The sequence below is a fragment of the uncultured Aquimarina sp. genome, assembly GCF_947500065.1.
GTDB lineage: Bacteria > Bacteroidota > Bacteroidia > Flavobacteriales > Flavobacteriaceae > Aquimarina.
The window spans coordinates 24086-45388 of the sequence record NZ_CANMQT010000020.1; the positions used below are offsets into that span (position 1 = coordinate 24086).

19 protein-coding genes are annotated in these 21303 nt (G+C 33.3%); 15 read left to right on the forward strand and 4 right to left on the reverse strand.

Features of this window, described 5'->3' with window-relative positions:
- Positions 1-61: 61 nt before the first annotated feature.
- Positions 62-1144 (reverse strand): glycine cleavage system aminomethyltransferase GcvT, encoded by a 1083-nt coding sequence (gcvT, locus tag Q0975_RS27335; RefSeq protein ID WP_299443820.1) that lies wholly within the window; start codon positions 1142-1144, stop codon positions 62-64.
- A gap of 198 nt (positions 1145-1342) precedes the next feature.
- Here gcvT and Q0975_RS27340 point away from each other — a divergent pair, with 198 nt between their 5' ends.
- Positions 1343-1756 carry a DUF3052 domain-containing protein gene (locus Q0975_RS27340; RefSeq protein ID WP_299443823.1) on the forward strand — a complete coding sequence of 138 codons (414 nt, stop codon included), beginning with the start codon at positions 1343-1345 and terminating at the stop codon, positions 1754-1756.
- A gap of 70 nt (positions 1757-1826) precedes the next feature.
- On the forward strand, positions 1827-2228 hold the full coding sequence (locus Q0975_RS27345; protein ID WP_299443826.1) for a hypothetical protein: 402 nt from the start codon (positions 1827-1829) through the stop codon (positions 2226-2228).
- A gap of 132 nt (positions 2229-2360) precedes the next feature.
- Here the strand turns inward: Q0975_RS27345 and Q0975_RS27350 are convergent, their stop codons facing one another.
- Positions 2361-2783 carry a hypothetical protein gene (locus Q0975_RS27350; RefSeq protein ID WP_299443828.1) on the reverse strand — a complete coding sequence of 141 codons (423 nt, stop codon included), beginning with the start codon at positions 2781-2783 and terminating at the stop codon, positions 2361-2363.
- Between the two features lie 414 nt (positions 2784-3197).
- On the opposite strand from Q0975_RS27350, the gene Q0975_RS27355 reads away from it, so the two are divergent.
- The gene (locus tag Q0975_RS27355; RefSeq protein WP_299443830.1) at positions 3198-5810 is read left to right on the forward strand and encodes a S8 family peptidase; all 2613 of its coding nucleotides are present in this window, start codon (positions 3198-3200) and stop codon (positions 5808-5810) included.
- A 90-nt stretch (positions 5811-5900) separates the two neighbouring features.
- Here the strand turns inward: Q0975_RS27355 and Q0975_RS27360 are convergent, their stop codons facing one another.
- Positions 5901-8135 carry a cytochrome P460 family protein gene (locus Q0975_RS27360; protein ID WP_299443832.1) on the reverse strand — a complete coding sequence of 745 codons (2235 nt, stop codon included), beginning with the start codon at positions 8133-8135 and terminating at the stop codon, positions 5901-5903.
- 342 nt (positions 8136-8477) lie between these two features.
- Between Q0975_RS27360 and Q0975_RS27365 the strand changes: the two genes are divergently transcribed.
- From Q0975_RS27365 to Q0975_RS27395, 7 genes are all read left to right on the forward strand, one after another.
- A complete protein-coding gene (locus Q0975_RS27365; RefSeq protein ID WP_299443834.1) occupies positions 8478-8906 on the forward strand; it encodes a hypothetical protein in 429 nt (142 codons plus the stop codon).
- 186 nt (positions 8907-9092) lie between these two features.
- Complete coding sequence (gene tssD, locus Q0975_RS27370; protein ID WP_299443837.1) at positions 9093-9791, forward strand: type VI secretion system tube protein TssD; 699 nt, start codon at positions 9093-9095, stop codon at positions 9789-9791.
- A 3-nt stretch (positions 9792-9794) separates the two neighbouring features.
- Positions 9795-11720, forward strand: coding sequence for a hypothetical protein (locus Q0975_RS27375; protein ID WP_299443840.1), 1926 nt, complete (start codon positions 9795-9797; stop codon positions 11718-11720).
- Between the two features lie 56 nt (positions 11721-11776).
- Positions 11777-12634: a hypothetical protein gene (locus Q0975_RS27380; protein ID WP_299443843.1), complete on the forward strand. Its 858-nt coding sequence runs from the start codon at positions 11777-11779 to the stop codon at positions 12632-12634.
- A gap of 191 nt (positions 12635-12825) precedes the next feature.
- On the forward strand, positions 12826-13680 hold the full coding sequence (locus Q0975_RS27385) for a hypothetical protein (RefSeq protein WP_299443846.1): 855 nt from the start codon (positions 12826-12828) through the stop codon (positions 13678-13680).
- Positions 13681-13982: 302 nt separating this feature from the next.
- Positions 13983-14657, forward strand: coding sequence for a hypothetical protein (locus Q0975_RS27390; RefSeq protein ID WP_299443849.1), 675 nt, complete (start codon positions 13983-13985; stop codon positions 14655-14657).
- Positions 14658-14923: 266 nt separating this feature from the next.
- Positions 14924-15214, forward strand: coding sequence for a GIY-YIG nuclease family protein (locus Q0975_RS27395; protein ID WP_299443852.1), 291 nt, complete (start codon positions 14924-14926; stop codon positions 15212-15214).
- 351 nt (positions 15215-15565) lie between these two features.
- Here the strand turns inward: Q0975_RS27395 and Q0975_RS27400 are convergent, their stop codons facing one another.
- The gene (locus tag Q0975_RS27400) at positions 15566-17647 is read right to left on the reverse strand and encodes a hypothetical protein (protein WP_299443855.1); all 2082 of its coding nucleotides are present in this window, start codon (positions 17645-17647) and stop codon (positions 15566-15568) included.
- A 243-nt stretch (positions 17648-17890) separates the two neighbouring features.
- Between Q0975_RS27400 and Q0975_RS27405 the strand changes: the two genes are divergently transcribed.
- From Q0975_RS27405 to Q0975_RS27425, 5 genes are all read left to right on the forward strand, one after another.
- Positions 17891-18622: a hypothetical protein gene (locus Q0975_RS27405; RefSeq protein WP_299443858.1), complete on the forward strand. Its 732-nt coding sequence runs from the start codon at positions 17891-17893 to the stop codon at positions 18620-18622.
- 32 nt (positions 18623-18654) lie between these two features.
- Positions 18655-19299 carry a hypothetical protein gene (locus Q0975_RS27410; protein ID WP_299443861.1) on the forward strand — a complete coding sequence of 215 codons (645 nt, stop codon included), beginning with the start codon at positions 18655-18657 and terminating at the stop codon, positions 19297-19299.
- Between the two features lie 110 nt (positions 19300-19409).
- Positions 19410-20054 (forward strand): sensor histidine kinase, encoded by a 645-nt coding sequence (locus Q0975_RS27415; RefSeq protein ID WP_299443863.1) that lies wholly within the window; start codon positions 19410-19412, stop codon positions 20052-20054.
- The gene (locus Q0975_RS27420; RefSeq protein ID WP_299443866.1) at positions 20055-20696 is read left to right on the forward strand and encodes a response regulator transcription factor; all 642 of its coding nucleotides are present in this window, start codon (positions 20055-20057) and stop codon (positions 20694-20696) included. It begins immediately after the preceding gene.
- Between the two features lie 207 nt (positions 20697-20903).
- The gene (locus tag Q0975_RS27425) at positions 20904-21269 is read left to right on the forward strand and encodes a GIY-YIG nuclease family protein (RefSeq protein ID WP_299443869.1); all 366 of its coding nucleotides are present in this window, start codon (positions 20904-20906) and stop codon (positions 21267-21269) included.
- Positions 21270-21303 lie beyond the last annotated feature (34 nt).

A 21303-nucleotide genomic window follows, 5' to 3' on the forward strand; every position in this document is an offset into this window, starting at 1 on the left:
AAGATCACTATACTTTGTAACCTTTGAAACTTAACTTATCCTTTATTATTGTTATAAATAATTATCCTTTGTAAAAAGGTAACTTTACTACCGTTGCCGGAATTGCTTTTTTACGAACCTGAATATTGATTTTACTTCCTGGAGTAGCAAAAACTTTAGGCACATATCCTAAACCAATTCCTTTTCCTAAAGAAGGAGACATCGTACCAGAGGTTACTATTCCAATTTTATTACCATTACCATCCACAATATCGTAATCATGTCTAGGAATTCCTCTTTCATCCAATTCAAAACCTACAAGCTTTCGTTCAATTCCTCGTTCTTTTTCTTTTGCTAAAGCTTCAGAATTTATAAAATCCTTTGAGAACTTAGTGATCCAACCCAATCCAGCTTCAAGAGGAGAGGTTTCATCATTAATATCGTTCCCATAAAGACAATAACCCATTTCTAATCGCAATGTATCTCTAGCCGCCAGACCAATAGGTTTGATTCCAAAATCTGCACCTGCTTCTAATACTTTATTCCAAATTTGTTGTACTTCAGTGTTTTTACAATAAATTTCAAAACCACCACTACCAGTATACCCAGTTGCAGAGATGATCACATGCTCTATACCTGCAAAATCAGACACTTCGAATGTATAAAATTTCATAGCTTCCAGATCCACTGATGTTAAGGATTGCATAGCTTCAGCAGCTTTCGGACCTTGAATTGCTAATAGAGAATAATCTTCAGATAGATCACGCATATCAGCATTCATGGTATTATGGCTTTTAATCCAATCCCAGTCCTTTTGTATGTTAGAGGCATTGACTACCAACAAATATTTTTCATCAGCGATCTTATATACAATCAGGTCATCCACCACACCACCTTTATCATTTGGTAAACAGCTATACTGAGCTTTACCGTCTATAAGCTTGGCAGCATCATTAGAAGTCACTTTTTGGATTAAATCCAAAGCATTAGGACCTGTAATTAAAAATTCACCCATATGGGATACATCAAAAACACCAACTCCGTTACGAACTGTTTCGTGTTCTATATTTACTCCTTCGTAGGATACTGGCATATTATATCCTGCAAACGGAACTATTTTGGCACCTAAAGCAGCATGAGTTTCTGTTAATGCTGTGTTTTTCATAATGAATTGATTTGTAGAATTAAGAATCAAATTGAGGCCGAAAGTAAAAAACTTTACGCTTGTAAACAATGCTTTTTTATGATAAATTGTTAACTTTTTCCTAATCCAAAAGCTAATAATTAAGGATATGATAATATACAATTAGTTTTTCAGTGTTTTTTAATAACTTTATAAAGAATTACTATTAATCATTATACTATGCCAGCAGGTTATTCCGGAACTCCACTTTCCAAAAAACTAGGGATAAAAGTAGGATATACGTTATTGTTCTATAATCGTCCGGATTATTATTGGAATCTGTTTTCGGATGTACCAGAGGGTATAAAAGAGTTAGATAAGATTAAACCTGAAGAAGCAGATTTTATTCATATATTTTGTACTACTTCGGATGAACTGCATAAGCAGATTCCACTATATAAAACTGCTTTAAAAAAAACAGGAATGTTATGGGTAAGCTGGCCTAAGGGAAGTTCTAAAATATCCACTGATCTTAAAAGAGAACCGATAAGAGAATATATATTAAAGATTGGGTTAGTAGATATTAAAGTAGCAGCTATTGATGAAGACTGGAGTGGCTTAAAATTTGTCTATCGCGTTTCGGATAGAAATTAGTTTATTTATTATAATCGTTTTTAAGCAACCCAATTGTACAAATTGCATCTACATCATAAACAATGTAGTTATGAAAAAATATGTGTTTCTTTTTTTAATTCCATTTTTATGTATTTTCTCTTGTAATAGTGATGACGATACGATATCCAATCCTGATTTATTAGGTACATGGAAATTAATAGAACAACTAGTTGATCCTGGAGATGGTAGTGGTACATTTCAACCGGTAACTAGTGATCTGGAATTAACGTTTTTGGCTGCAGGTGTACTTCAGGTGTCTAATGGTACTTTGTGTTCATTAGCAATAGGTACAGAAGGGAATAGTACAGAAAGTTATTCTATCGATGAGAATACTATAAGTGTTAACTGTGATAACCTCACCGCTGTTAGTTTTGAGATTAAAGAAGGAAGGTTGTTTCTGTATTTCCCTTGTATTGAAGGGTGTGCGCAGAAATATCAAAAAACTTCTTAAAAGTATTTCTATGTATAAAGTATTAGAATATTTTAGCTAATACACTTTTATCCTGGTAATAGCAAATCCTGTCCTAAGTTAGAACAGGATTTGCAAAATAACCCTCATCAATTATGATAACTAAACTGATAATTACTGCATTAACTTTTTAGAAAGCTCTTGTAATTCAGTTGACTTGGCCATCATATAATCATTTAATTTTTTTACATCATCACCAGAAAGGTTCCCCATTACTTCTTGAGCTTTAGTACCTAATTCTTGTCCTTTTGTACCTAAAGCAGCAAAAGCAGTCATATCCTTACTTTCTACTACTTTCTTATATTCTTCGATATAAGCTTCGTAAGAATTTACATAATCTTGTACTTTTTCGTCACTAAAACTTGGTACACCTTCTGATACTACAGTTTCAGTTTTTTCATCACTTTTTTCTTCTGATTTTTCAACTTCCTCAGTTTTGTCAGCACTATCAGAAGCTTCAGACTTAGTTTCATTTTTACAAGAAGTTGCAAAAACAACAGCGATGATTAATGCGAAATTTAAAATTGCTTTTTTCATGGTTTTAATATAAATGTTAATTAATTAGTTACTATTTCTAATAGTACAAATATATGTCGATTTATCCCCTGATCAAACACTTTTTTCAGTGAAAAAAACACCCTGTTTTCAGGGTGTTACTTCATTAGTATTTAACTGAATTGAAGTATTAATTGCTGAACTCTAGTGTTTTATGAAATGTGTAAGATAAAATATGTAAGAGGAACAAGTTTATAAAAGAAAATTTTAGATGTCTATGTTCTAATTTTTTGGTTGCTATAATTCAATTAATCAAGTGTTAGTGCCATGTGCTTGTTATTATAGATTCACCATAGTTAATAAGGGATAAATCCCTGTTTTTAAAAGGTGTAAAACCTGTTGATCCTACGCTTTTACGGATGTAAGTTTATCATATCAACTTAAAATATAGTACATATGAATTCAAAAACAACAATTGTGTGGTGTCTAATAGTATTGGTCACAACCTTATCATGGGCACAGAAAACAAAAACAATCAATCAACAACAATTTTTGGAAGAAAAGGATGGTTGGAAAATGGTTGACGAACAAACTGGGCAGAAATTTGAGCTTAGTGATGAAATTACGATTCAATTTAAAGCTCCTCCCAGTCAAAAAGAGATTCGAAGATTAGAAAGAACCTATGGAATGACATTTATGCGTAGTAATAGACTTGGGTTCTATGATTTTAAGATTACAACGAAGAGTAAGGTTCTTGACTCTTATGAAAAAATGAGTAAAGAGGTAGATGCCCAGCAAGTTTTTACAAATACGATGGGTACTTATATTCTAACTCCTAATGATCCTCAATTTGGGCTACAATGGGGATTAGAACAAGCGAGCGATGCAGATATTGATGCAGAAGATGCTTGGGATATTAGTACTGGTAATAGCTCGGTTATTGTAGCTATACTGGATAGTGGAACAGATTGGACTCATGAGGATTTAGGATTAGGAACGGATGGATATCAGAATGTCTACCTCAATCCAGGAGAAGACGCTTGGTCAAATCCTAATAATCCCAATACTGGAAATGGAATCGATGATGATGGTAATGGATTTATAGATGACTGGAAAGGTTGGGATTTTCATAACGGTGATAATGATTCTAGAGGACCTTTTTGGCATGGTACCCACGTAGCTGGTATTGTTGGAGCCAAAACCAATAATAATACAGGTATATCTGGTATTGCTGGCGGTAATAATGGTGTAGGATGTAGATTGATGTTAGAAGGAGTAGGAGATAACGCTCCTAATGGTGCAATCATCGATGATGCTATTATATATGCCATGGATAATGGAGCAGATGTAATTCAATTTAGTTTAACAGTAGGTAATTCCGTCGCGATCAATACTGCATTACAAAATGCGTATAATGCAGGGATTTTTATCGTTGGTGCAACAGGTAATTCTGGAGCTGGTACCATATCGTATCCTGCATCAAACGTGAATGTATTTTCCGTAGGAGCAACTACATCAGCAGATACAAAAGCTGGATTCTCTCAGTTTGGAACTAACTTAGATTTGGCAGCACCTGGTGTTGGAATTCGTAGTACGCAAATAGGAAATACGTATGCTAATAGTGATGGAACTTCTTTTGCAGCTCCAGCGGTTTCTGCTACTGCAGCTTTAATGCTCTCTGTAGATCCTACACTTAGCAATCAGGAAATTGAGGATATTCTGAAATGTACAGCGGAGAAAGTAGGAGGATATAATTACAATTGGAGCGCTGCTCAACCAGGACATTCTCAGGAGCTAGGATATGGTAGATTAAATGCCCATCAAGCTGTATTGGCAGCAAATACTTCGGATGTGTATATAAGAGATACTGTAGCAGATGATGGAACAGAACCATCTTCGGGTACTATGTATCTTAGTCCGGATATTTGGGTGCGTAATGATGATGATGGGATATTAACCCATGAAAATCCAGAGTATAAATTGTTAAGTCCTAATTGGGTATATATAAGAATCAACAGAAAAAATTGTTCTAATATAGATGATGGAGTATTAAAACTATATTTCAGTAAAGCTTCTACAGGATTATCTTGGCCGATTCACTGGAATAACTACTACCAGATGGTGAGTGGTAATAATATATTACACGGAGATTTTATTGGTGATATACCGATTCCAACATCTCCAGATGATGAAATTATTGTAAAAATTCCTTGGTATCCACCTAATCCAGCCGATTTCACAAATGATGTTCACCATTTCTGTCTATTAGCACGAATAGAATCTGCTACAGACCCAATAGGTGTAGAAGTAGCCTCTGTATGGAACAATACCAGAAATAATAACAATATTGCCTGGAAAAATGTGAGTGTATACGATATTAATGCATTTAACAATGTGGCTCCTTATGTGTTTATTAGAAATGTAGATAAACGAGTTAGAGCTATTAATTTATCATTAGATGTTACTGAGAATAAAACCGGTATTCCGTTTGAGAAAATAGGAGCTTTTTATATTATTCCTGATGAGAAATTAAATGAAATTCTAGGAGAAGCTAAAATGGAAGGTATCAAGCAAGTAGATAGGAATGTATATCGAGTATACTCACCTAAGGCACGTATATTCGAAATAAGAGCTGAACCTTATGAAACTTTTAGTCTACAGTTACTAGTAAAACCAGAGAGGGAACTAAAAGAAGGAACGTATCTGAATTATAATATATTACAGACAGATGAAGAATTCCAACCTATGGGAGGAGAGCAGTTTACGATTGGTAATTTTGGAGGTAAAGGAAATGAACGTGAAAAGATCGCGCAACAACAGGAGAAAAAGGAGATAAACTTTAGTGCTTATCCTAACCCTACTCAAGGCGAAGTTTCTATTCAATTAAATGACACCTATACTAATGTGGGTATTGTGGTTCGCAATATGGCAGGAGATGTTATTTATGCCGATCATCATAAGGAAACTGATCATTTTAATCTAGAATTAAAAGGATATAAAGGATTGTATTTCGTTAAAATTATAACGGAAGATGGGCACACAAAAACCCTGAAACTGATTAAGAATTAATTGTATAAATTAAATACCCCAAGCCTTTTCAAAAACCGCTCGAATATCGAGCGGTTTTTATCTATTTTACGATCTATCCATATAAAAGTATTATTCCTGGAGTTTTACACGTTGAGAAACAGCATCTAGCCAAATATAACTAAGATCTGCTCCGGCATTACCGTGACAGCTCATACAACTGCGATTACTATATTGTTTGGGTGTACCATTAGCAGTATTACAATAGGTAGACATATATGATTCGATAACCGTATTTCTTAAGAAACGAGGAACCATCGTAAAACACTCATTTCCCATACCATTATCTTTACAATTGAGCGTACTAATATTTCCATTTTGTTGTCTACCATTTAAAGGCCATTGTGTATTTACTAATATATAATTAGCAAAGGGAGAATCTATTTTCTTGAGCTCTGATTGAAATAGAGCATTTAGTTTTTGTGCATTAGCATCAATCGGAACAAGGCGAGTTAGTTGATTAGGTTGATTTGCAAGTTCTTTTACAAACCGATTTAAATCTACATTAGGGCATCCCGCAACTTCTGGATTTTTATATAAGAAAGGAAGTTGATAACAGTTGTCAGGCTCCTTAAGATTCGGATTGTAAAAAGTACCAGTAGGATTCGATTGTCCGGCATCAGGAGCATTATCTTTATGTTCAAAGGTGATCCAGATCCATTGAGGAGCAAAATATGTTTTACGCGCTATATGAAGTCCTACTAACGCCATAGGCGCAATGCGGCAAGATGATACAGAATCTGTTATAGAACCTGCTTCATAAATTAGCGCATTACGTACTAGGAATTTCTTTTTTGCAGCTTCCAGGTTTTCTGCATCACGTTGATTACAATCAGCGGTGAGACACAATTCTTTCCAGGCAGATTTGATTTCCATAGATCCTTGTTTATATAGCGTGTCTTTATGGGTATCTGGAAAATTTACTTTATTAATCTCTCCTTTGGGACCTCCTGGAGTTAGATTCTTAGTTGCTGCTCTGTTATTACTGATAAGATATTCGAACTCTGTTCTGTTAAAAAGCACTTCATAACGTACTTTGCTGCTATCCTGATCTATTAAATTACCAAAAGTACCCGCAAATGCCTGTCCAGTTTCATTTACTACATCTCTAGTTTTGGATGTCATGGTAATCACAAAAGCATAATCTTCATTCTCGCAATTTTTCCCTTTGGGAGTTCTAGGTTTTTGATTCCAAGGTTGATCTTTTGGATTCCAGTTAACATCATTTGGTTGAAATACTTCGAATGTTGGTTTATACGTTTCCCATACGGTAGCAGTATTCTTATTAGCGGTAAAAGGTAACTTAGTGTTTGGTTCTCCTCGTTGCGGTTTATTGGTTGTAGGATTAGTTCCCTTGTTTGGCCAGTTCAGCGCGATAAAAGATTTCCAGGCATAAGCATCAAACATCTGTTGCGTAGCTTCGGCGCCAAAATATTTAAATACTAATGTAGGATCTATTGGAACATCTACTGGTAGATCAGAACCGATAGCTATAGTATTGATATAATCTTCTAACTCCTTAGAAAGTTGTTCTGGATTGTCTGGTTTAACAACATTAAAAACGGATGCTTTTGTTGTTGGGTTTTCATCAAAACGATCACAATATGGGGTGTCGCTAGCCACCGCAAATGGGTTCACTATATCATCCAATGTTCTTACATAATCGGTAGCATACGCAGGAGCATGACAATTCACACAGAAAGTGTTTACGTTTGTCTGAACTGTTTGTGATGGCTTACTAATGGCATTTTTATCCATATCATCTTGAAAGAAAAAACCATAAAACCAATCACCTCCAAGGCAATCTGTACCATTATAGGAATCTATATGATCGGTAACACAATAATTGTATTTAGGATCAGGCTTATACAAAACTGTTATGGCGCCTAATGTTCGATGCTCTTTACTGATAGTCTTTTGATTGCTGTCAAAATCAGATCTATAATTTTGCTTTACAATAAAAGAACCTACCGGAAAATCAAATGGTTGAGAGACAGAAGAGTCAATTACTTTAGTAAGATATTTAAAAGCTATCGCATTAGTATATGTACGTACCCAACGTCCGTGAACAGGTAACCCCAATCTTTTTAGTGTATCAGAAGCGGGAGACACATCTGTACCAGGAAACAAGTGCCAGGACGGGTTATTTGCGTAATCTTGCGTTTTAAGGAATTTCATCACCCGTGCTAGATCCGGAGGAACATTACCGTCAGTAATGGTAGTATAAGAGTCGGGCTTACACGAGATAAAAAACATAAAAACAGCAATGACTGCTAGTATCTTTCGGAGGTTTTTAAGAGGATTCATAATAATGGACAGATTGATTAGTATATATGTTGTAAATTTTAAAATACACAGTAAAACGTATCAATGCGCAAAACAGATAACCAGTCTATGAGTAATTTGCAGAAAAAATTCCCCATTCAGGTGATCCATATGTACATAACACATAGAAATACTTGAATGGGGAATTTATTATTTAAATATAATGAATTATTTATTGCTGTGAAAGTAACTTTCTCAATAGTTGTTTTAATTGTTGATAAATTAAAGATCATTTAATCAGAACTTTATGTTGCTTATCGATTTATAGTGAAATTTTAAGGGATTGTTATTTTTTAACTAAGTGAATTGTAATATTTTTGCGGTATGCAATATGTAAAGGATTCTCAATTTTATCAAGATGCTATACAGGAACTAAAATACTCTTTTGGAGATTTTTACCTGTTTGAAGGATTTGTGATTGGAGAGTTTAAAGAAGATATGGTGGTTACCTGGGATGATCATGCAAAAATCTTGGTAGAAGATTTAGCAAATCTATATGATCATAACGGAGAGAATGTAGTATATATAACCAATCGTGTACATTCATATGCGGTAAAACCGAGTGATTGGATAAAGTTTTATAATAGTGATTATAAGATGAGAGGCTATGCTATTGTAAGTTATACTCCCAGAGGTATTTTGAATTCGTTAATAGAAAAGTTATTTATAAAAAGTAGATTCAGAAGTTTCGAGTCTTTAGAAGAAGCTATCAATTGGGCTAAAAGCCTTACCGAGTCTGCCGTTTCTAATTAACATAGATGTTATAGCTGTTTTTTTATGCTATTCCAGAGCCTATTATTTCTTACAGTTCAGAAACTCACCTAGTAAACCAACATTTCATCACGGGAAAATATACCTACATCGAAATTATAGTCTTGTTAGCGTTTGTGAACGTTATTTTTGATATTTTCATCTCCCGAATACCAAATCACCGCGCCTATGGCCTTTCAGGCAAAACTATTTGTTAATGACGAAGAACGAAATGTACTGAATAGTACATTTTTGTATCAACAACTGATCGATAGCAACGGTCGTCCTAAAACCATGATACATGGTGGAGGAATCAATTTATTGGTAGAGTCTACCAAGAACGATGAATTGTTTTATGACTGGATGTTTTCTACACATACAACGTATCAGGGATATATTCGTTTTTATAAACGAGATGGATATAGTAAGTTTTTTGATTTTGAATTTGCCAATTGTCATTGTATTCATTTAGAAGAAAAGTTTAATGCAGAAGGCAATTCTCCATTAAAAATGGAGTTAGTGCTGTCACCGGGAATACAAAAGGTACGTGGTCAGATTTTCGAAAAAAACTGGAATCCCAGCAATCCTTTTGAGAATGCTGCTCCGATTACGGAAAGGGAGGAGCGGGAGCCAGAGTTTTTAGGATATCATTTTGAAGATAAAGAAGGAGAAGTTTTAGAGAAAGATGAGATTAACGTGGATGATGAAATTTATTTGGTAATCGAAACGCAGGATGCGGTAGGAGAAAGTATTACTATAGATTTGGACGATAAATCTATGGATTATGAATATCAGGGTACAAGGCTGGAAAATGATGTTATTAGAAATGTAAGTATTACTGGTGATCAAACTAGACTAAAATTAAAAGCTGTAAAACAAGAAGATTAAATTATGGGAAGAGCAACTTTTGATAATTTTCAAGATAAGTTTTTAAGTATAGAATTTCCAAGTGTTGTAGAACCTTTTCCTTGGGAAGTTACTAGAGAAGGAGAAGATATTACATTTACGTTGGGTTCTGGGGAAGATGAAAAATCTGAAATCCATAAAACAACGGATGTACGTAAATTTTTATTAAAGAATTTTAATTGGAATGGTATCGTACATTTTATGCATCTGTTATCTGATAAGAACGATAGTTTTACATACACTCGACCAACGGATCTAAAAGGTATACCAGATGATGATGACATTTTAATAATACCTGATGAAGCTACAGAAGCAATTGTTTATGAGCAGGCGAAGTATGCTATAGAAACTAAATACGCCGATGCTCCGGAGGACAATATTGATAAAATTTTAAAATATGTAGATGGCAAAGCAAAAACTGGATTTTCAACGGACACCTTAGAAACTACTTATGAAGATTTAATTAAAGAATCAGATAATTCAGAAATGTCTTATAATGGAACTTCTTTTGCTATGCCTGATTTAGATACTGTTAGTGAAGCTGATTTATATGATTTTTTAAAGAACTTATCATTATCTCGGAATAGTCTATGGATTGACGAAGATAAAACGACAAATTTTATATCGATACGCCGAGTACTCGAAACATCAAGTACTAAATATAACGATACTTTGTTTCTTGCTTGGAAAGAAGGAGAAACAAAAAAAGCATTACAATACATTGGTTCTACAGAACCAGGTAATCTAAGCGATGGTCAGTTATTACCTCAAACTACCAATATGATTTTAGGACTGCATATCACATCAAAAGCAACACCTGCTGGAAGAACTCAAAATGCATACAGAAAAGGAGATGGAAATACTAATCATTATTTTCAGAGTGGTGATACTACAATGAATATTCATTACGGTAGCCATGGTATCGAGGGACTCCCTACCGCGGGATATGGTACTCTAAAAAATAACAAATATAATCCAGGGTACAATCAAACTGAATTAGAAGCATATTTAATAATAGTTAAGTTTTATCGAATTTTAACGCAATGGGGAGCTGGAAGATATTCAGAAATCAGTTCTTATCAAAATCTTGAAAACCATACTAGAACATTATCAGTAAGTAATGTTATAGGAAATAGCCAGACCGATAAGAAAGTAAATATATTGCGAGATACTGACGATGTTGTTAAGACCATTATGTATAGTACTTATGTATCTTATATAACTAATAATTATAAAACTACAGGTAAAAAAACTATTGATACTGTTAGAAAAAATAATGCTAACAGGTTATTAATGAATTACCATAAAAGACAAAATGATGGTGTACCTGATGATTGTTATTCAGGATACGAATTAAAAGATTTACTAGAAGAACTTAAACAAGATAAGGTTTTTAAAAGTATTATTTTGACACAACTGGAATATGAGTTAAATCTTAAAAAAGTAGATGCACAACCCGGCGGAGGTACTATCAAAAAGATTGAATGGTCCGAGTCTCAAAAAAATCAGGCTAATAAAAAGTTTAATGATCAAAAAAACAAAGCAAAAGCTGATTGGGATTTGATTTCCAAAGTAATACAAGATTGGGAAAACAATCAAATTTTAAAAGATGCTAAACAAAAGGTTGGTGATATTGAATTCAATCTTATTGAATATCTTAAAGATAATTTTAAGTTAAACAGCAAAGATTATGATGAAAACTCCACTAATGAGGTTGATAATAAGGGTGGAGATGAGATTAGCATAAATGTTGATGGTTGGTCTGAAGGTTGTCAGATAATCTATGGTGGCCAGCATTTTTATGAGTTTTTATATAAACTAACTCAGTTTGTAAAAGATTCTAATCAAGAACGTTGGTATTATACACTGGTGGATATTGATACTATAGATGGTGTTACAATAGACGATTAATACTTAAATGTTTTTTTAAATAAAATTCATACACTAAATTTTAAATATTTGATATTATGAAGAAAATATTCTTACTGACTATTGTAGCAATTTATTTCATTTCTTGTAAGAATAATAGTGTTATATCACAGGATAAGAGTTTGAATAATAGCCCTTTGGTTAAAAATGTTTGTGAAAAAGATTTAAAAATAGCATTTAAAAAACTTTCTTCCCAAGTCATTCCTATTCAGATAAATGAACAAAATTTTTTACAGAGTTATCTTATGAATTATGAAAATAAGATTTCTAAATTATCAAATAAAACTAGGGAAAGTATAATATCTAGATTAAGCTTATTAAATAATTTATCATTTGAAAAATTAAAAATAATACGACCAAAGAATACTTGTGTTGTAGCACAAAATTTTTTAATTGATAATCAAAATAAAAATTCTGGGACTTATGTGCCTTTCGGTTTTGATATAATTAAGGATAGCATACATAACGAAAATAATATTAGGAAAAAGAATCTAATAGATATCGAGAATGAGGATGATGGATTAACAAACTACTATAGAGGTTCTTTTTTTAGTGATGAAAAAAATAATATAATTTATATATATTATGAAGGTAGACCATTTGAACCAGGAAATCAATGGGAGTTAATAAGGTATACATATTTTTTAGACTTTAATGATAATGGATGGCTTGATAGTTTTATTTCGAAAAAAGAAATTATTGATTCCAATGCGTTTGAAAAAATTAAAGTTAAACAAATTGGTATTGGATACAATAAAATTTCTAAAGATACTTTAACCGATCAACTACCTAAAAACTATAATTCTTGGTCTTTTAATTTTTCGAAATCTGATGGAAATGATAAAGAGGGGTCTATAGAAGTTTTTAATTATCTAAGGGAATTAATAATTAATTAGTAAAATTTAATGCAGAAATAGTAGAAACATTTTCCAAGAAGTTGATATTTGGAGTATAAACCTGGTTTTTCTTAAAACAAAAAAAAACTATAAAAAACACAGGCTTTTTACATTCTTATTCTGTAATCTTGCGATGTAGGTTATATATTTTTGGGATATGATATAATGTATATAGATTGAATGAAATAAGAATGGACAAAATAAAAAAAAGCATACTTTCAATATGTTTGTTGTTACTTTTTTTAGGATGTAGTGATAGAAATAATTCTTCTATTTCTAATAAAAGTAAAGTATTGAACTCTGATTCAGAAATAGAAAGTTCAATTGTAGAAAATAAAATTCCTGCAAAAAAGAAGACCCAAAAACAGACATCAGTTAGTGATTTACAGGGAATATGGAAGGGAAAAAAAGATTTGAATCAAAGTATTCCGTATAGGATTCAAAACAATAAAAAAATTCTAGATATACTTTGTATAGAAGGAATATGTGATGAAAGTGGTAATGATAACTCAGTCTTAGAATTAAGTTATTTAGGTTTTTTAGATAAGGATATAGAAGAAATATTAAAAAACAAGAAATCATATGATTCTAATTCTTTACTAAACGAAGGAAAAGTAATGGTTAGGTTACGTAAAAATGACATTATTGTTGATGAAAACTATAGTTTTGATAGTTTATTCTATACAACAAAGCTTACTTCTAGTTACATGTATGATGAAGAGCTTTATAATCGGTCAAGTTTTTTGAGAATAGATGCACTTCCAAAAGAAATTTTCACCAAGCTTAAAAATAGATCTAAAGTTGATAATGTTAATTATATAAAACAGTTTAATATTCAAGAACAATCTAAAAAAGTCAAGGTTACAGCTAATAAAACATTTTTTTATACGGAAATGTCGGAAGCATCAAAAAGAAAAGCTTTTTTGGTAAAAAATGATATAGCCTATTTAGAAGATATAAATGATGATTGGGTGAAAGTGTATTATGATGGTAAAATAGTTTCTGGTGGATATATAAAACGATCTAATGTTGAGGTTTTAGAATGAAATGAAAAACTGTGAAACGAAAAATTAACTACATATTTATTTTAAGTATTTCTGTGCTCCTTATCGGATGTAGGGATAGTAATACTTCTTTTTTATCTTGTATGAATCTCAATATGATTAAGTACTTGTGATATGTCACTTCGAGTTAAATTCTGGAAGAATTTTGTATCGAGAAGTGATTTCTAACGATGAACTTTCTTGTTTCCGATACACCAAATCACACACTTGGCATTCAAATTGATAAAAATTTGGTGTCCATTATTCATGGTATATTAATATATTATACCATTAGATATCTGTTTATGAAAAAGATCTTATATACTCTTATTATTTTAGTAGCTAGTATCAGTTATGCCCAAAACAAAAAATATACTTCTACTTTAGAAGAAATAAACAAAGAAAGAGTAGAGATCAAATACTCATATACTTCTGCAAACACTTCATCAGAAAGAGATTCGATTATTATAGCAACCAGAGCATATCTTTTTAAAACATTAGTTGTTGATATTTTTCCTCTGTGGTACGGAACACCTTGGGATTTTAACGGACATACCAAAACACCAGGAGAAGGTAAAATCGCCTGTGGTTATTTTGTAACTACCACATTACAAGATGTTGGTTTTGATATACCAAGATATAAGTGGGCTCAATCCGCCTCTGAAGTATTTATCAAGAAGTTAGCTACGGATCAAGTAAAACGTTTTACCAATAAACCGTTAAATACTATAGAGGATTTTCTATTAGATAGTGGTAATGGTTTATATCTGGTAGGATTAGATGATCATACAGGTTTCATTTCAGTAGAAAATAAAAAGATACGATTTATTCATGCCAGTTATTATAAACCAGAAATAGGAGTAATGGCGGAAGCGCTGGATTCAGAAAATCCTTTAAAGTATTCTAAGTACAGAGTGATCGGTAAACTATTATCCGATACTATGGTCCGTAACTGGATTAAAGGCGTTCGGTATGATTGAGACTTCGAGAGCCTCAGTCTCCAGCGCTATTTTATTCCGAAGGGTGAGACTTCGAGAACCTCAGTCTGCAGTGTTATTTTATTCCAAAGGGTGAGACTTCGAGAGCCTCAGTCTCCAATACAAATCCGAAGGGTTGACTAAAAGGTAACAATTACTTCATTTTTTACACTTAATAATACGAATACATTAATAGCACAATGATGATAGGTTATATGTACATATTAGAATGTAGTGATGGTAGTTACTATACATGAAGCACAAAAGATTTGGATAAGAGATTGAAGCAACACCAAAATGGAGAAGGAGCGAATCATACTCAAAAGCGATTACCAGTAAAGCTATTATATTACGAACAATACAATCGGATCGACACAGCCTTTTATCGAGAGAAACAAGTACAAGGATGGAGTAGAGCTAAAAAAGAAGCACTAATGAATGGAAATTTGGAGGAGTTACATGATTTAGCTGAATGCACGAATGGAACTCATTTTTCTGTTTTTAAAGTACCGGACTTCGGCTCCGCTCAGTCCTCGGATGAAGAATTTCTCGAACCCTGAGCGAAGTCGAAGGGTGATTCCTGATGAGTTGGGTTTCGACTATATGGATGCTGAGTTTACCGGACTTCGGCTCCACGACTGCTGAGCCTGCCGAAGTACAGTCCTCGGATGAAGAATTTCTCGAACCCTGAGCGAAGTCGAAGGGTGATTCCTGATGAGTTGGGTTTCGACTATATGGATGCTGAGTTTACCGGACTTCGGCTCCACGACTGCTGAGCCTGCCGAAGTACAGTCCTCGGATGAAGAATTTCTCGAACCCTGATGCCGTCGAACCCTATAACCCATACACCCTCAATAGTTATATAACTATTGAGGGTGTTCTTTATGCTGTCTAGCACTAGTTCTGTGTGTTTAAGAAAGGCAAACAGTTTTTCGTATTTTACTACTCCTGCCAGTCCAAGCACTATTCCAAATAGTTTTCTCAATTGCCGTAAGACTAATAGAACCACAGTTTTTGTCATCATCTGCTTTAATCTTGAATTCACCATAGCCAGAGACAGTTCCGCTTTGATCTAAAGTACCGCCAGTTTTTTCGTAATCACCTAAATCGGTGGTTATAGCGTATTTATGAAGATAGTCTTCAGCTACTGTGAAATTCCCAATAATAGTACCACCTTTTGGGTAATGAGAACAATTTCCATTATCATTTATGTCCAGAGTTAATTGAGGTACTGTGTTGTCCAGTTGGATAACTTGATAATCTTTATCCTCAGTACTAGTAAGGTGTTCAATGGTTACCTTTAGCAAGTCGTTCGTGCCTGGAGTAAATCTTGCAAGAATACTATTTATATTATCTTCATATTTCCTGTACTCATAGGCATTATTTACAGGAGTTTCTTTTTTATGAGTTACTTTCCCTGTTACTGGATCATAACCTAATAAAGTCAATTCATTATTAAGATAGTAGCTTTCTTTTGTTTTCTCATTAGTAATCTTCACTTTATATTTTTGACCTTCTAAAGGTGCTGATATTCCCTGAACCACTATGGTTCCTCCAAAAGGACTTCCCATTAAAGTAGGTTTTTGATTGAATTCTATCGTAGCTCCAGAAGTTGTTAATCCAGTAGAATTATCTATTTGATCTCTTGAAACACCACCAAGGGTTATGAGTTTTGGACTCTTTTTATCCCAAATAATGCTTGGACTCAATTGAATATAAGACTCTACTACATTTCCCCATCCACTGCAATCCATTCCTTCTGGTGGTTGATTCCATGATAGGATAGCGCGTACTTTTAATACTTGTGGATTACTACATGGTTCTTTCAAGTTAGAAAAATCATAAGGAAGTATTACGGAATACGACAATCCGTTATCCGGAATTTCCTTTATATCCTGAACATTTACGAAGGTAGTTCCAGCATGTACCCAATTACAGTTTTCTTCTTCTTGAATCCAAAAAGAAACATATTCTTTACTTCCATCGGTACAAGAATCTCCATTATACCCTAAAGGGCGTTTAATTTTAAATGTTCCTATAAGAGCTTCTCTATGGTAATCTGCGCCTACACAATGAAGTTCTTCATAGTCCGTATTACATTTTAGCTGCTCAAGTTTGGCAAAACTATCCGCAAAAGGGATTTTATTTATTTCAAAAAGGGAATTGATATTTTTAATAACCTCTAGATTATTGCTGAATTCTGCCTCTTTTAGTAATTTGAATCCAAATCGATGCGACTCGACTTTTTCATTTTGATATGTTCCAGCTAATTCGCTAAAATCTATTTTAGAGTTCTTAAGCTGTTCTTTTGCTTTTTTAAGAATTGTAGCACTTTCTGGATAGTTATCAGAAAGGTTATTAAAAGAGATGTTAGGATTTAGAACAGCAATTTCCAGTAAATTTACCAGATTTGGTATTTCTGGCAATTGCAACTTGATAGGTTTGATTTGTATATTTTCTTCTTTTACATCGCTCCATAGATACGTGCCCAGCGTTAAGTTCGGATCATCTTCTGCTGGGATCGAGTTCCAGGACAATACAGCTTTTACCTTAGGTAGATTGGGTTGAGTACATAAAGGAGTCTTAGGATTGATTGATAATCGCACTACATAATCAATAGGCTTTTGGTTTTTTTCATTACAGTCTTTTTTAGTAGGGATATTGTGAACATTTAATGCGACATACCCCTCATCATTCCATCCATTACCGTCTTGATAATCTACGTAGAACCGAACGTATTCATTAGATCCATTAGTACATAGACTTCCAGAATAGCCTGTTGCTTTTTTAATTCTCACTGTGGCTGTCAATTCTTTGAATTCTGGATTATACCCTATACACGCCAAAGATTCGAATTCAGTGTTCATTTTTCCTTTAAAAAAACTAATAGGAGTTTTTAGATTTAGTTTCCCCAGGTTTTTTCCGTCTACCGCTAAGAACTTATTAAACTCTTTTCTAGCGGTTAAAAGTTGTTTTTCATTTAGTGTTTCCATGATTTGTTGATCATCTTGATATACCTACTCTGTTTACAGTTTTCGGTTTCCCTGTATTAAAACACTGTAAAATTCATAAACAACTGATAATCAGTAGTTGATGAAATCACGTTAAAAACGGGGAATGTTACACGGTTTTTAATCAGGTGGAATCACCCTAGTAAACTGGGTGTCAGAATTTTGAATAGATAAGATTAAGGTGTTTTCTTTGTGTTAAAGGAAATTAACTCTAAATTTAATATTATGAAAAACAGATATTTAATACTATTAATCCTAACACTTGTAGCCTTTGCTATATATGTTTGGAATTACCCTCCTTATGAATTTGAAAATTCTATAGATCCAAATGTAAAGAATGGAAGTACAACTCCAGAAACTGTAGTTAATCCACCACAACAGAATGAAGCGGTTTGCATGGATTATTTATCAGTTGAACCTCCAACAATGCATGTAAAGTTGATTGATGAAATGACAAAACTTTATAAAAATCAAATAGGTAGAGGAATCAAACCAAATGATGCACAAGCTATTTGGTTTGATTTTGAAACACTTAAACGGTTTCTGTATTACATTGAATATTATTCAGAAAAACATGATATCCCATTGACAGATTTGGGAGTTAGAGCCTATTATGCCAATTATCCATCAATGAGAAAATGGGATACATATAGAAGAGATTTAAATATGGTACCAAAAAACTATGAAAAAAAACATACTTTAATTCTGATACCTACTATCAAGAGGAATAATATAGACTATGATTTTAACCCAAAAGATCGCCAAAGTTATTACACTCCCTTGAATAGAATATATAGTTTTATGAATGAAGCTATGATTATTCCTAACCCTTTTTCTCAACCATCATCATTAAGAGTATTAGGTTTATCTAATGACAGGACTACTTCTAGAAATCATGGAAGCCTTTTTCCACCAGACCCAAGTACAGACAAAGGTGTTAGTTTTCCATTAAGATAACATGGTACTTTAAAAAGAATAAAGAAAAAATTATGCACGAACACCCAATATTAGATGGACTTAGACTTGGGCTGGAAATTCTTTCAGCCCTGGTTGGTCTTGTCTATCTACCTAAGCTAAGAAATAGCTACTGGAGATGGTTTTCGGTTTATCTGATATTTATAGTATTTCAAGAAATGATCTGGTTAGGAAAAAGATCTTTTTTAGGTATACTCGATCGTGATTATTATGCGTATATAGGAATTCCTATCCAATACATTTTTCTTTATTGGTTGTATGCCTATAAGTCTCTTAGAAACAAAAAGTTATTCTGGATATGTAGTCTTATTTATTTAAGCAATCTTCCTCTAAGGTTCTTTCTAGAGGATAGTGATCAACTATACTCAATTAACATTGGTATAGGAACTATTTTGCTCTTTATTCTTGTCATTATTGAATTTCTTAAACAAATAAAAAATGAAAATATACTTCAGTTTTGGAACAATAAAATGTTTTATATCAATATTGGAGTGATCCTTTTTTATGTAGGCACATTTCCGTTTATGGTATTTTTTGATTATTTCAAAAGTAACCATGAAGTAATTATGGATGGATATTATGTGTATTTTTTGATTGCCAGTTGTCTAATGTATTTATTATTTACAGCATCATTTATATGGGGGAGCCAGAAATCATAATCATAACCATATTGTTCTACATTATTCTCGGTTTATTTATCGCGGGTATCATAGTATTTATCCGGCAATACCTTAAAAGAAAAAAGGTCTATTTGTCCCAAATAAAACAAATGGACGAAGAACATAAACGGGAGTTATTAGAAACCCAGGTAGAAATCCAGTCGCAAACCATGAAACATATAGGAAGAGAAATTCATGATAGCGTAGGGCAGAAGCTAACCTTAGCAAGTTTATATGCCCAACAATTGATATTAGAACAACGAGTGCCTAAGGCTTTTACAGAAGTGAATGAAATTGGTGAGATCATTAATGAATCGCTTTCAGAATTAAGGCAACTATCCAAATCTCTTACAAGCGATACCTTAGAAAACCATTCGCTTGTAGAACTGATACAAAGAGAGTGTGAACTGATCAATCAATTAAAAGAATGCGAGGTTCATTTTAAGCATACGTTAAAAACAAAACTAGAGCCGTATCATATCAAAAGTGTTTTGTTTCGGATAACACAAGAGTTTTTACAAAACAGCATCAAACATTCCCGCTGTGAAAATATATTTATTGCACTTTCAAAAGATGCAGAAAAAATACAATTAAAGTTAAAAGATGATGGAAAAGGTTTTGATGTTACTACGCTAAAAACAAGAGGTATCGGGCTAAGAAACATGGAAAAGAGAACGCAGATGTTAGGTGGGGATTTTCTTTTAGAAAGTCAAAATGATACAGGAACAAAACTAACCGTAGAAATTCCAATATAAATGAAACATACAATAGCTATAGTCGATGACCATATTTTAATAGCAAATGCGTTAAGCGGTATTATTTCTAATTTTGATGATTTCGAGGTGCTGTATGTTTGTGAAAGTGGTGAAGATCTTCAGGAAAAACTAAAACTAAAATCAAAACCGGATATCGTACTATTAGATGTTAATATGCCTGTTATGGATGGGTTCGAAACGGCAAAATGGCTTAGGGATACGCATCCGGATATTCTGATTTTGGCATTAAGCATGAAAGAAGATGATCATAGCCTGATTAACATGATCAGAAATGGTGCTAAAGGATATATCCTGAAAAATATTTACCCAAAGGAACTATTAAAGGCATTGAAAAACATTTTGGAAAATGGGTATTATTTTCCGGATTGGGCTGCCAAAAAGGTGTATGCAAGTATAGAGGGAAATAGTGTAGATGCTACACTCAAATCGGGTTTATCCAAGCGTGAAGAAGAGTTTTTGAGATATACAGTTACAGAAATGACGTACAAAGAAATCTCTGATAAAATGTGTTGCAGTCCACGAACTATTGATAATTATAGAGATAGTCTTTTCGACAAGTTAAATATAAAAACAAGGGTTGGACTGGCAGTATATGCTATTAGAAATGGATATGCTGATTAAACCTTCAGATGAGAATACTTTCGAACCCTGAGGCACTCGAAGGGTGAGACTTCGAGTGCCTCAGTCTCCAATACAAATCCGAAGGGTGAGGCTTCGAGAGCCTCAGTCTCCAAATTAAATACGAAGGGTTGACTAAAAGGTAACAATTACTTTATTTTTTACACTTAATAATACGAATACATTAATAGCACAATGATGACGGGTTATATGTACATATTAGAATGTAGTGATGGTAGTTACTATACAGGAAGCACAAAAGATTTGGATAAGAGATTGAAGCAACACCAAAATGGAGAAGGAGCAAATCATACTCAAAAGCGATTACCAGTAAAGCTATTATACTACGAACAATACAATCGGATCGACACAGCCTTTTATCGAGAGAAACAAGTACAAGGATGGAGTAGAGCTAAAAAAGAAGCACTAATGAATGGAGATTTGGAGGAGTTACATGATTTAGCTGAATGCACGAATGGAACTCATTTTTCTGTTTTTAAAGCATCAGACTTCGGTTCCGCGAATGCTGAGCATGTCGAAGTACAGTCCTCGGATGAAGAATTTCTCGAACCCTGAGCGAAGCCGAAGGATGATTCTAGTTGAACCGGAC